Source organism: Pantoea sp. NGS-ED-1003 (assembly GCF_000738765.1).
Taxonomy (GTDB): Bacteria; Pseudomonadota; Gammaproteobacteria; order Enterobacterales; family Enterobacteriaceae; genus Pantoea; species Pantoea septica.
Window position 1 is genome coordinate 175140 of record NZ_JPQA01000008.1, and the last position, 12717, is coordinate 187856.

12 protein-coding genes are annotated in these 12717 nt (G+C 58.7%); 6 read left to right on the forward strand and 6 right to left on the reverse strand.

Going from position 1 to position 12717, the window contains the following annotated elements:
- Window positions 1-6: 6 nt before the first annotated feature.
- A complete protein-coding gene (gene pitA, locus JS46_RS16850; RefSeq protein ID WP_033753313.1) occupies window positions 7-1509 on the forward strand; it encodes an inorganic phosphate transporter PitA in 1503 nt (500 codons plus the stop codon).
- Between the two features lie 43 nt (window positions 1510-1552).
- Here the strand turns inward: pitA and uspB are convergent, their stop codons facing one another.
- Window positions 1553-1888 carry a universal stress protein UspB gene (gene uspB / locus JS46_RS16855; protein ID WP_033753315.1) on the reverse strand — a complete coding sequence of 112 codons (336 nt, stop codon included), beginning with the start codon at window positions 1886-1888 and terminating at the stop codon, window positions 1553-1555.
- Window positions 1889-2313: 425 nt separating this feature from the next.
- Here uspB and uspA point away from each other — a divergent pair, with 425 nt between their 5' ends.
- Both uspA and JS46_RS16865 read left to right on the forward strand, forming a co-directional pair.
- The gene (uspA, locus tag JS46_RS16860) at window positions 2314-2751 is read left to right on the forward strand and encodes a universal stress protein UspA (RefSeq protein WP_033753318.1); all 438 of its coding nucleotides are present in this window, start codon (window positions 2314-2316) and stop codon (window positions 2749-2751) included.
- A 440-nt stretch (window positions 2752-3191) separates the two neighbouring features.
- Window positions 3192-3434, forward strand: a complete 243-nt coding sequence (locus JS46_RS16865) for a hypothetical protein (RefSeq protein ID WP_033753320.1) — start codon at window positions 3192-3194, stop codon at window positions 3432-3434.
- A 115-nt stretch (window positions 3435-3549) separates the two neighbouring features.
- Here the strand turns inward: JS46_RS16865 and rsmJ are convergent, their stop codons facing one another.
- Both rsmJ and prlC read right to left on the reverse strand, forming a co-directional pair.
- Window positions 3550-4308, reverse strand: coding sequence for a 16S rRNA (guanine(1516)-N(2))-methyltransferase RsmJ (gene rsmJ / locus JS46_RS16870; RefSeq protein ID WP_033753323.1), 759 nt, complete (start codon window positions 4306-4308; stop codon window positions 3550-3552).
- Window positions 4309-4316: 8 nt separating this feature from the next.
- Window positions 4317-6359: an oligopeptidase A gene (gene prlC, locus JS46_RS16875; RefSeq protein ID WP_033753325.1), complete on the reverse strand. Its 2043-nt coding sequence runs from the start codon at window positions 6357-6359 to the stop codon at window positions 4317-4319.
- 224 nt (window positions 6360-6583) lie between these two features.
- Between prlC and JS46_RS16880 the strand changes: the two genes are divergently transcribed.
- Window positions 6584-7426: a 23S rRNA (adenine(2030)-N(6))-methyltransferase RlmJ gene (locus JS46_RS16880; protein ID WP_033753328.1), complete on the forward strand. Its 843-nt coding sequence runs from the start codon at window positions 6584-6586 to the stop codon at window positions 7424-7426.
- Window position 7427: 1 nt separating this feature from the next.
- Here the strand turns inward: JS46_RS16880 and rnz are convergent, their stop codons facing one another.
- Window positions 7428-8339 carry a ribonuclease Z gene (gene rnz, locus JS46_RS16885; RefSeq protein ID WP_033753329.1) on the reverse strand — a complete coding sequence of 304 codons (912 nt, stop codon included), beginning with the start codon at window positions 8337-8339 and terminating at the stop codon, window positions 7428-7430.
- Between the two features lie 124 nt (window positions 8340-8463).
- On the opposite strand from rnz, the gene gorA reads away from it, so the two are divergent.
- A complete protein-coding gene (gene gorA, locus JS46_RS16890) occupies window positions 8464-9816 on the forward strand; it encodes a glutathione-disulfide reductase (RefSeq protein WP_033753332.1) in 1353 nt (450 codons plus the stop codon).
- 117 nt (window positions 9817-9933) lie between these two features.
- Here gorA and JS46_RS16895 read toward each other — a convergent pair whose 3' ends face one another.
- Complete coding sequence (locus JS46_RS16895) at window positions 9934-10575, reverse strand: hydrolase (protein ID WP_033753334.1); 642 nt, start codon at window positions 10573-10575, stop codon at window positions 9934-9936.
- 237 nt (window positions 10576-10812) lie between these two features.
- Between JS46_RS16895 and JS46_RS16900 the strand changes: the two genes are divergently transcribed.
- A complete protein-coding gene (locus tag JS46_RS16900) occupies window positions 10813-11727 on the forward strand; it encodes a bestrophin family protein (RefSeq protein WP_033753338.1) in 915 nt (304 codons plus the stop codon).
- Here the strand turns inward: JS46_RS16900 and JS46_RS16905 are convergent, their stop codons facing one another.
- The gene (locus JS46_RS16905; RefSeq protein ID WP_033753342.1) at window positions 11728-12624 is read right to left on the reverse strand and encodes an alpha/beta hydrolase; all 897 of its coding nucleotides are present in this window, start codon (window positions 12622-12624) and stop codon (window positions 11728-11730) included.
- Window positions 12625-12717 lie beyond the last annotated feature (93 nt).

Here is a 12717-nt window from a genome sequence, read left to right on the forward strand (position 1 = left end):
ATGTGTATGCTACATTTGTTCGCTGGTCTTGACCTCAGTACCGGCCTGTTATTGGTTCTTGCCCTGCTGTTTGTATTGTTTTATGAAGCAATCAACGGCTTTCACGACACGGCCAACGCAGTTGCCACGGTTATCTATACCCGCGCGATGCGCGCACAGCTTGCCGTGGTGATGGCGGGCGTATTTAACTTCCTTGGCGTCCTGCTTGGTGGCTTAAGCGTTGCTTACGCTATCGTGCATATGCTTCCTACCGATCTGTTATTAAATGTTGGCTCCGCGCACGGGCTGGCGATGGTCTTTTCCATGCTGCTGGCGGCGATTATATGGAATCTCGGCACCTGGTATCTCGGTCTGCCGGCCTCCAGTTCGCACACGCTGATTGCCGCCATTATCGGCATCGGCCTGACCAACGCGCTGATGACCGGCACCTCGGTGATCGACGCGCTTAATATCCCCAAAGTCATCAATATCTTCCTGTCGCTGATTCTGTCGCCGATTGTCGGACTGATCATCGCAGGCAGCCTGATTTTCCTGCTGCGTCGCTACTGGAGCAGCACCAAAAAGCGCGCGCGCATCCATATGACGCCCGCTGACCGTGAAAAAATCGACGGCAAGAAAAAGCCGCCGTTTTGGACGCGTATCGCTCTGATCGTCTCGGCAATCGGCGTCAGCTACTCGCACGGCGCCAACGACGGCCAGAAAGGCATCGGCCTGATTATGCTGGTGCTGATTGGCGTCGCGCCGGCGGGTTTCGTGGTCAATATGAACGCCAGCGGCTACGACATCACGCGCACGCGCGACGCGGTCAATCACCTCGAACAGTATTATCAGCAGCACAGCGAGGCGCTGACGCACATCATTCAGATGGCGCCGCCTGCCCTGCCGACGCCGGAAGAGACGCCGTCCGGCCCGAAAGAGTTTCACTGCGATAGCGCTCGTGCGCTGCAGGCGGTGCAGCGCGCGCAGGGCCTGCTGAACACCAATCTGCAAAGCTACGAACAGCTTAGCGTCGAGCAGCGCAGCCAGATGCGTCGCCTGCTGCTGTGCATCGCCGATACCGCCGATAAGGCGGCCAAGCTGCCGGAAACCAGCGCCGATGATAAACGCTTCCTCGGCAAGCTGAAAACCGACCTGCTGGGCACTATCGAGTATGCGCCGGTGTGGATCATCATGGCGGTCGCGCTGGCGCTCGGCATCGGCACCATGATCGGCTGGCGTCGCGTCGCAACCACCATTGGCGAGAAGATTGGTAAAAAAGGCATGACCTACGCGCAGGGCATGTCGGCGCAGGTCACCGCAGCGGTTTCCATCGGCATCGCCAGCTATACGGGCATGCCGGTGTCGACCACGCACATTCTGTCGTCGTCGGTCGCGGGCACCATGCTGGTGGACGGCGGCGGGCTGCAGAGCCGCACCATCAAGAATATCGCCATGGCGTGGGTCTTTACGCTGCCGGTCTGTATTGTGCTGTCGGGCAGCCTTTACTGGCTGGCACTGAAGCTGGTGTAAGCCACGCAAAAATAAAGGGCGACGCAGGTCGCCCTTTTTATTTCTAGTGCCAGATCGCCAGACAAATCAGGCTGAGAATCACCAACCCGCACAAGGCGCTGGTTAAGATGAACTGTCCGCGCACCCGCTCGCAGCGACGAATAAACTCCTCGTCATGATGGTCGAGATAACGTTTTGCCCAGATATAACGCACCAGCCGCACCTGCTTGCTCGGCTGACCGTGCGAGGTAAAAAAGCCGGCCCCGTCGACATACTGATAGAGTAAGGGATCGCAGCCTCGCAGCACCGCCAGCAGCGCGCGCAAAGAAGAAAAGTAGCGCGCCATATTCACAATACACACCACACAAAGAGCCCAGAAAAGCGCGATAGTGCTGATCATATTTCCCTCCCAGCTGGAGCCGCGGAGACGGGATGGAGCGCGGCTGCGCTTCATGCTCCACGGGAAAAGCCGACCACTGAATGACCTGAACAGATCTCTGTTTTTTGACAAGCTTACGCGGCCGGCACCTGAGAAGTACCACCGTTAATTTGTAGTGTAGGAGAAGTTTTTAACTCTTTTCCAGCGATGATTTTCGTTCGCCGCGAGCGAAAAAGGCGCTAAGCCTTGATCTTATTCACAACCGAAGCCTGTACAGCAGCATTTGTTAACCGTCGCCGCTATACTAAAGGCATAACAACTATCTGTCGGGAACGCCGACAGGGCAACTGGTGACAAATATCGCCCGTTCGCGTAAAGGATTGCGCAGGCAATGACGCGAGAGGAAGACAGGTCGCCATCCTGAATCTTGTGAAAGGAGTTATATCATGGCTTATAAACATATCCTGATTGCGGTAGACCTTTCTCCCGAAAGCCAGCTGCTGGTGGATAAAGCCGTCTCGCTGGCGCGCCCCTATGACGCCAAAATTTCGCTGATTCACGTCGACGTGAACTACTCCGATCTCTATACCGGCCTGATTGACGTCAATCTGGGCGATATGCAGAAGCGTATCTCGGAAGAGACGCATACCGCGCTGCGCGGGCTATCGGATGCAGCAGGCTATCCTATCAGTGAGACCCTGAGCGGCAGCGGCGATCTCGGCCAGGTGCTGGTCGATGCGATTAAAAAATATGACGTGGATTTAGTGGTGTGCGGCCACCATCAGGATTTCTGGAGCAAGCTGATGTCGTCGGCGCGCCAGCTGATTAACACCGTGCATATTGATATGCTGATCGTTCCGCTGCGCGACGCAGAAGACGAATAACTGCAAAGAAAAAGCCGGCGCGAGTCGGCTTTTTTGGCCATTCAGGCGGCGCGCGTCATGTGTCGAATCCGCGCCCTCGGTTTTTATTGCTTCCTGGCCAGGTAAAATAAAACTATTTTTTATTATGCGTAATTCATTCAGCACGCCTGTTTTAGCTAATTAAAAAAATCAGACGATAATAGCTGGCTGTCGTACGACAGCCAGCTTGCACTATTTCTTGACAATATCTGCCCGCTCTGCACAAAGAAACCCACCTGTAATATCGGCAACGTATTAACAGCCGGCTATTTAGTTAATTATTTATACCAAAATCGTGATTTTAAATATTTTACTATATGCAAGATGGCTCACGCTCTTTATATTCAACCTGCTTTCGCTGCTGCATACGCAACGGATAAAGCGCTATTTAATGGCTTAAATACCCAATAAGGATATTAATTATGAGAGAAATTAATCAGACTGAAATTGCCGCCGTTAGCGGCGCTGGCCTGAGCACCTTTATCAACAACGTGAATGAGGCGCTGTCCCAGGTCTCTACGCTGCTCGACAGCACCGTTAAAACCCTGACCGAGACGACAGTTCTGGAAGAAGAGATCGGCCTGTCTTATAAAGCTTTCGGTCTGAGCATCGCCAAAGGTTTTCTGACCTCTTTTTCAAGCTTTCTGACTAAACTGGCTTCCTGATTTAATTTCATCTTTTCAGCACAGACGCTGAAATTAAATGAGCAGTTAAGCATGGCAGCTTTAAGCGTGCCTGACGTTACGCCAGGCACGCTTTTTATTTATTGCAGTTAGAGAATTATATTTCCCGCCCGAGCGGCGGATAAATATCAAAGCGATGGCTTTTGGTCACCACCGCCGACTGCGTCGCAACGCCCGCCAGCGGCGGCGCATAATCGGGGCGCTTCACCACGATGCGTTTTTTTGCCAGACGGCGCGCCGGCTCCAGCAGCGCATCGGCATCCTCGTCGGCACCGACCAGCGACTGAAACACCCGCATCTCTTTTTTCACCATCGCGCTCTTCTGCCGGTGGGGATACATCGGATCGAGATAGACCACGTCCGGCGCAGGCGTAATATCGCCGAGCGCCTGCGCGCTGGGCGCATGAATTAGCGTCAGCCGCTCGCGCAGCCAGCCGCCGATCTCCGCATCCTGATAGCCGCGCTGCAGCCCGTCGTCCAGCAGCGCCGCCACGACCGGATGACGCTCCAGCATGCGCACGCGGCAGCCGATCGCCGCCAGTACGAAGGCGTCGCGCCCTAAACCGGCGGTCGCGTCCACCACGTCCGGCAGATAACCACTCTTTACGCCAACCGCTTTCGCCACCGCCTCGCCGCGTCCGCCGCCGAAGCGGCGACGGTGCGCCATGGCGCCGGAGACAAAGTCGACGAAAATGCCGCCCAGCTTCGGCTCGTCGCGCTTACGCAGTTCAAGATGCGTCGGCGTCTGCACCAGCGCCAGCACGCAGTCTTCGTCATGCTCCAGCTGCCAGCGCTGCGCCAGATGCGACAAGGCGCCGTTTCCGGCGCCCGATTCATCAATCAAACAGATCTTCACTGCAGCCGTTATCCCTTGATGCCGTAATGATCCAGCATCGCGTCCAGCTGCGGCTCACGGCCGCGGAAGCGTTTGAACAGCTCCATCGGCTCTTCCGAACCGCCGCGCGTCAGGATGTTGTCGAGGAACGACTGGCCGGTCTGGCGGTTAAAGATGCCCTCTTCCTCGAAGCGCGAATAGGCGTCTGCCGCCAGCACGTCCGCCCACAGATAGCTGTAGTAGCCCGCTGCATAGCCGCCGGCGAAGATATGGCTAAAGGCGTGCGGGAAACGGCCCCATTCCGGGCTCGGCACCACGGCCACCAGCTTTTTCACTTCGCGCAGGGTTTCGAGGATCTGCGCGCCTTTCGCTGGATCAAACTCGGCGTGCAGGCGGAAATCGAACAGGCCGAACTCCAGCTGACGCAGGATAAACAGCGCCGCCTGGTAATTCTTCGCCGCCAGCATCTTGTCGAGCAGCGCTTTCGGCAGCGGTTCGCCGGTCTCAAAGTGGCCGGAAATAAAGGCCAGCGCCTCCGGCTCCCAGCACCAGTTCTCCATAAACTGGCTCGGCAGTTCAACAGCATCCCACGGCACGCCGCTGATGCCGGAAACCCCCGGGGTTTCGATGCGCGTCAGCATATGATGCAGGCCGTGACCGAATTCGTGGAACAGCGTGGTGACTTCGTCGTGAGTAAACAGCGCGGGCTTGCCGTTCACCGGACGGTTGAAGTTGCAGGTGAGATAAGCGACCGGCTTCTGCAGCGTGCCGTCGGCTTTGCGCATCTGGCCGACGCAGTCATCCATCCAGGCGCCGCCGCGCTTGTGCTCGCGCGCGTAGAGATCGAGATAGAAGCTGCCGCGCAGCTCGCCGCTCTCATCGAACAGGTCGAAGAAACGCACGTCGGGATGGTAAACATCGACGTCGGTGCGCTCCTTAGCGGTGATGCCGTAAATGCGTTTAACCACCTCAAACAGGCCGTTGACGGCGCGCGCTTCCGGGAAGTAAGGACGCAGCTGTTCGTCGCTGATGGTGTAGAGATGCTGCTTCTGTTTTTCGCCGTAGTAGGTGAGATCCCACGGATTCAGCTCGCTGACGCCGTACTCTTTTTCAGCGAAGGCGCGCAGCTGGGCCAGCTCTTTTTCCGCCTGCGGACGGGCGCGTTTCGCCAGATCGTTCAGGAAGTCGAGCACCTGCGACGGGTTCTCCGCCATTTTGGTGGCCAGCGATTTATCGGCGTAGGAGTCGAAGCCCAGCAGCTGCGCCAGCTCGTGACGCAGCGCCAGCTCTTCCGCCATGATCGGACCATTGTCCCATTTGCCGGCGTTCGGCCCCTGATCGGAGGCGCGCGTCGAATAGGCGCGATACATCTCTTCGCGCAGCGCGGCGTTGTCGCAATAGGTCATCACCGGCAGATAGCTCGGGATATCCAGCGTCAGCAGCCAGCCGTCCTGCTCTTTGGCTTCGGCCTGCGCTTTCGCCGCCGCCAGCGCGCTTTCCGGCATGCCGGAGAGTTCGCTTTCGTCGGTGATCAGTTTGCTCCAGCCCATGGTCGCGTCCAGCACGTTGTTGCTGTAAGCCGATCCCAGCTCGGAGAGACGCGCGGCGATCTCGCCGTAGCGCTGCTGCTTCTCTTTATCGAGGCCGATGCCGGAGAGCTCGAAATCGCGCAGCGCGTTATCAACCGCTTTCTGCTGCGCCACGTCGAGCGCGGCGAAGCTCTCGCCCTCTTTCAGATCGCGATAGGCCTGGTAAAGCCCTTCATGCTGGCCGACCCAGGTGCTGTATTCGGACAGCAGCGGCAGCGTCTGCTCGTAGGCCTGACGCAGCTCCGGGCTGTTTTTCACCGAGTTAAGATGGCTGACCGGCGAAAAGATGCGGCCGAGACGATCGTCGACTTCAGCCAGCGGCTGCACCAGGTTGTCCCAGGTGTAGGGCGCGCCCTGCGCCACCACCTTTTCCACCGCCGCGCGACATTCGTTCAGCGCCTCGGTCACGGCAGGCACCACATGTTCGGGCTGAATGGCGGAGAAAGGCGGCAGCGTAAAAGGCTGGAGTAATGGATTGGTCATAGCGCAGTCCTTGTTCAATGTATGGGGCGCGCGAGGCGCGCAACGCAATCTTACTAACATGCGGTTAAGTGTAGCGAAAATCAATGCCAGCCAGGCTGAGCGGCGAAGAAACGCGTTGGGCGGGCGAGCGACGGAGAATCGGCCAGCATTTTTCGCCTTCAGCAGGTATAATCCCGCTAACTTGCAGTACGCCTTTTTACGCCAACCGCGGAATCCCCACTGTTATGCTGAGCTATCGCCACAGTTTTCACGCCGGCAACCATGCCGACGTGCTGAAACACACCGTACAGAGCCTGATCATCAGCGCGCTGAAAGAGAAAGAAAAGCCGTTCCTCTACCTCGACAGCCATGCCGGCGCGGGCCGTTATCTGCTGAGCGGCGAGCATGCCGAGCGGACCGGCGAATATCTGGAAGGCATCGCCCGCATCTGGCAGCAGCCGGACGCGCCGGAGCTGCTAAAGCCCTACTTCAACGCGATTCGCGACCTGAACCCCAACGGTACGCTGCGCTACTATCCCGGCTCGCCGCTGATCGCGCGCTATCTGCTGCGCGCAGAGGATAAGCTGCAGCTTACCGAGCTGCACTCCAGCGACTACCCGCTGCTGCGCGGCGAGTTTTTGAAAGACAGCCGCGCCCGCGTAGAGCGCGCCGACGGCTATCAGCAGCTGAAGGCGAAACTGCCGCCGCCGACCCGTCGCGGCCTGATCCTGATCGATCCGCCTTACGAGTTGAAAAGCGATTATCAGGCGGTAGTGAAGGCGATCCATGAGGGCCACAAGCGCTTCGCCACCGGCGTTTTCGCGCTCTGGTATCCGGTCGTGCTGCGCCAGCAGATCAAACATATGCTGCGCGATCTGGAAGCGACCGGCATCCGCAATATTCTGCAAATCGAGCTGGCGGTGCGCCCGGACAGCGATCAGCGCGGCATGACCGCTTCGGGCATGATCGTCGTCAACCCGCCGTGGAAGCTGGCACAGCAAATGAACGAGCTGCTGCCCTGGCTGCACCAGAAGCTGGTGCCTGCCGGAACCGGCCACGCCACCGTGACGCAGCTCGTCGCGGAATAAGCTACAGCGTAAACACTGCCAGATCCTGTGCCAGCTCGGTGTCGGGAAATACCGAGCGGCACTCGTCCAGCAAGCGCTGCATGTCGCGCGGCAGATAGCGCGAGCTGAAGTGCGTGGCGATCAGGCGCTTCGCCCCCGCCTCTTTCGCCACCTGCGCCGCCTGCAGCGTCGTAGAGTGGCCGCGCCCGTTGGCCTTCTCCTGCAGAGCCGCCTCCAGCGTCGCTTCATGCACCATCAGATCGACATTGGCCGCCAGCTGCAGCGCCATCGGCGTCGGCGCGGTATCGCCGAAAATCGCCAGGGTTTTGCCTCTGGTCGCCGGACCGAGATAGTCCGCGCCGTTAATCACCCGTCCATCCTCCAGCGTTACACTCTCTCCCGCTTTTAGCTGCTGATACCAGGGCCCGCGCGGCACGCCCTCTTCTTTCAGACGCGCGGCATCGAGAAAGCCCGGCTTATCGTGCTGCTCGATTCGATAGCCGAAGCAGGTCAGCGGATGCACCAGCGGCCAGGCGCTGACGCGGAACTCGCCGTCGTCGAGCACTGGCCCCGCTTCGATCTCGACGATTTCCAGCGGATAGTCGGTATAGGAGCCGCTGAGCGACAGCGCGGTTTCGACAAAGCGTCGGATGCCTTCAGGCCCGTAAATGGTCAGCGGCTCGGTAATGCCGCCCATGGAGCGGCTGGTGAGCAAACCGGGCAGGCCGAAAATATGGTCGCCGTGCAAATGAGTGATAAAGATTTTGTTCATGCGTCCCGGCCTGAGCGACGAACGCATGTACTGAAGCTGCGTCCCTTCGCCGCAGTCGAAGAGCCAGGTGTCGCCGCGCGGCGAATACGTAAAAGCAATGGAGGTGACGTTGCGTTGCAGGCTGGGCGCGCCGCCGCCGGTGCCGAGAAATGTAAGCTGCATGCTATGCTTCCCTGTCAGTGAGGAGAGAATTCAACCCTATTACAATCATAGGCGCAATCTTTGCGCCGTCTCGCCTCTCAGCGTTACAATCCTGACCAAACTCTTGCAACCGGATGGACACACCATGACACGACACTATGACTATCTCGCCATTGGCGGCGGCAGCGGCGGCATCGCCTCGATTAACCGTGCCGCCATGTATGGCCAGAAATGCGCCCTGATTGAAGCCAAAGAGCTGGGCGGCACCTGCGTGAACGTGGGCTGTGTTCCGAAGAAAGTGATGTGGCACGCGGCACAAATCGCCGAGGCTATCCATCTCTATGGTCCGGATTACGGCTTCGATACCACGGTAAACCACTTCGACTGGAAGACGCTGGTGAAAAACCGCAGCGCCTATATCGATCGTATTCACACCTCGTACGATAACGTGCTGGGTAAAAACAATGTCGACGTGATTAAGGGCTTTGCCCGTTTCGTCGACGCCCATACCGTAGAAGTGAACGGCGAGCGCATTACCGCCGATCATATTCTGATCGCCACCGGCGGCCGGCCGAGCCATCCCAACGTACCGGGCGCGGAGTACGGCATCGACTCTGACGGCTTCTTCGAACTGGAGGCGCTGCCGAAGCGTACCGCGGTCATCGGCGCCGGCTATATCGCCGTTGAGCTGGCGGGCGTGGTTAACGCGCTGGGTTCCGACACGCATCTGTTCGTACGCAAGCATGCGCCGCTGCGCAGCTTCGATCCGCTGATCACCGACACGCTGGTGGAAGTGATGAACGCCGAAGGCCCGACGCTGCACACCCACGCCGTGCCGAAAGCGGTGGTGAAGAACACCGACGGCAGCCTGACGCTGCAGCTGGAAGACGGGCGCGAGCAGACCGTCGACTGTCTGGTATGGGCCATCGGCCGCGAACCGGCGACCGATAACCTGAACCTGGCGGTGACCGGCGTGGCGCTGAATGAAAAAGGCTATATCAACGTCGACAAGTATCAGAACACCAACGTCGACGGCATTTATGCGGTTGGCGACAACACCGGCGCGGTCGAGCTGACGCCGGTCGCGGTCGCGGCGGGTCGTCGTCTCTCAGAGCGCCTGTTCAACAACAAACCGGATGAACATCTGGATTACAGCAACGTGCCGACGGTGGTGTTCAGCCATCCGCCAATCGGCACCGTTGGCCTGACGGAACCGCAGGCGCGCGAGCAATATGGCGACGATCAGGTGAAGGTCTATAAATCTTCGTTTACCGCCATGTACACCGCCGTCACGCAGCACCGCCAGCCGTGCCGCATGAAGCTGGTCTGCGTCGGCGCGGAGGAGAAGATCGTCGGCATTCACGGTATTGGATCGGGTATGGACGAGATGCTGCAAGGCTTTGCGGTGGCGTTGAAGATGGGCGCGACGAAGAAAGATTTCGACAATACCGTGGCGATCCACCCGACGGCGGCGGAAGAGTTTGTGACGATGCGCTGATCTGGCGCGGACAGAGGGGCCAGCGGATGCTGGCCCTAATGTCACAGATAATAAAGGGCGAAGGTCCGAAATCGAACCTTCGCCCTGCTGTCAGGCGCGCTCTTTAGCACGCCATATTCAGGCCTGACGCGCCGGCGCTTTATGCACCATGGTGTAGGCGTAATCGACGCCCATGCCGTATGCGCCGCTGTGTTCGCGCACCAGATCCATCACCGCGTCATAGGTCTCTTTACGTGACCAGTCGCGCTGGTACTCAAGCAGCACCTGCTGCCAGGTCACCGGGATAGCGCCGGCCTGCACCATACGCTGCACCGAGCGCTCATGGGCGTCGACGCTGGTGCCGCCGGAGGTGTCCGTCACCACATAGACTTCGTAGCCCTCTTTCATGGCCATCAGCGCCGGAAACGTCAGACAAACTTCCGTCCAGAGCGCAGAGATAATCAGCTTCTTGCGTCCGGTTTTCTCTACCGCCTCAACGAATTTCGCATCTTCCCAGGAGTTCATCGAGGTACGCTCAATCGGCTTCGACTCCGGATGGACCGCCAGCAGTTCCGGCCAGATATAACCGCTAAAGCTTTCGGTTTCGACCGAGGTATAAATCACCGGCACGTTAAAGATTTTTCCGGCCTTGGCCAGGGCGACGGTATTATTTTTAAGCTGCTGGCGATCGATATTTGCCACGCCGAAAGACATCTGCGGCTGGTGGTCGATGAAAATCAGCGTTGAGTTTTGCGGGTCCAGCAGGTCGAATTTAGACATAATTTTTTTCCTCTCAGGGGGTTTGAATGTTGTGTTTCCGTTGAGATGAACTTTACGCAGTCGGCCTGTTAAGAGATAACGGAAAGAATTTTACAACTTATCAAAATTTATTTTAGATGGTTGATATTGATAATCTTTTTAAGATTAAAGCCGGGGAAAGCACGCGAGAATTCGCATTCGCACTGCGGTCGGCGTAGGCTTTACATACAAAAATAACTTCATCACATCGCATTCACTATGATTGTTCGTCCTTACCAACACTGGTTCCGTCGGCTGCTGGGCTGGCACGGTTCGGTGCTGCCGAAAATCGGTTTTCGCCTGTCGTTAAACCTGCTGATGTCGATTATCGCCATCGTCTGCTTTCAGTGGTACGAATCGCTGGGCGTCCATCTGACAACCGCGCCCTTTAGCCTGCTCGGCGTGGCGCTGGCCATCTTCCTGGGCTTTCGCAACAACGCCAGCTATGCGTGTTTTACCGAAGCGCGCACGCTGTGGGGAAGCATGCTTATCACCCATCGTTCGCTGCTGCGTCAGATCAAGAGCGTGCCGCTGGAAGCGGAAAAGGCGCATGAGTTCGCGGCGCTGCAGATGGCGTTTAGCTACAGCATGAAGCATCAGCTGCGCGGCAGCGACCCGCGCGACGATCTGACGCGCCTGCTGCCGCTACGCTGGCGCGAGGAAGTGTTGAACAGCCCGATGCCCGCCAGCCGCGCGCTGCTTTGCCTGGGCAAATGGCTCGGCGAGCAGCGCCAGCAGGGAAAAGTGTCCGATATTCTCTGGCAGAGCATGGATGAGAATCTGAACCGCCTGTCGCGGGTGCTGGGCGGCTGCGAACGCATCGCCTCAACGCCGATCCCCTTTGCCTACTCGCTGATCCTGCACCGCACCGTGTCGCTGTTTTGCACGCTGTTGCCGTTTGCGCTGGTCAGCGATCTGCACGGCATGACGCCGCTGGTGTCGATGTTTATCTCCTACACCTTTCTGGCGCTGGAATCAGTGTCGGAAGAGCTGGAGGATCCTTTCGGCGTCGAGGCTAATGACCTGCCGCTGAACGCCATTTGCGTCACTATCGAGCGCAGCCTGCGGGAGATGAACGACGATTTCCCGCTGCCGCCGTCGCTGCAGCCCGACAGCCGCCGGATACTGACCTGATCAGCTGAGGCGGTCGAGCCAGCGCGCGTAGGCCTGATCCCACAGAGCGGCAGGCGTGCCCGCTTTGCCAAGGCCGAAGCCGTGGCCGCCGCGGCTGATCTCGATCAGCTCCACCGGCACGCGGTTGCGTCGACAGGTATCGCGCATCAGTTCAGTGTTGTAAGGATTGGAGACAGGATCATCTTCCGCCTGCGCCAGAAAGGTGGGCGGATAGCTGCGCGTTACATAGTTCTGCACCGACCAGTTCGCCTCTTCTGCCGGCGTCGCGCCGTTGCCCACCAGAATGCGGTGCGTGGTGGTATGGGTATAGGGCGCTTCCAGGGTAATCACCGGATAGATCAAACCGACGCTGTCGACTTTCGGCACCACCTGATCCAGCTCGTCCTGCGGTTCATAGGAGCGGAAATCTGGGCGCGCCGCCGCCATGCCGAGCAGATGCCCGCCGGCGGAGAACCCCAGCACGTGCACTTTACGCTCCAGCGAACGCACCAGGCGAATGGCGCGCTGCGCATCCTGCAGCGGTGCAAGATGGCCCGCCTGCCACTTCTCTTCCGGCAGGCGATAGCTCAGCACATAGGCGGTATAGCCGTTGCTGTTGAGCCAGCGCGCCACCGGCCAGGCCTCGCGACCCATGCCGATAAACTTATAGCCGCCGCCCGCCGCGATCAGCACCGCTTCGCCGTTGGGATTTTCCGGTTTAAACCGCTGGATGGTCGGGCTGACAATATTGGACCAGGAGCCATGCTTGTTGACGCGCAGCGGCCCAGACGGTCCGCCGCCGCCCGGCGGCTCGTCGGGCCACAGCGGAATGACCTCATCGCGGGCAAAGAGTTTGCCTGCGGTCATGGAAAGAAGGAGGGCTCCGGAACCCAAAAGAAAGTGTCGACGCGTGATCATGATGCCCGTTGAGTCAATGCCAGTAGCTGATTCAGACGCGCCTGTCTGCGGCGGCGCTGTTATTATGTGACGCATATCAATCGCTGGCGATTA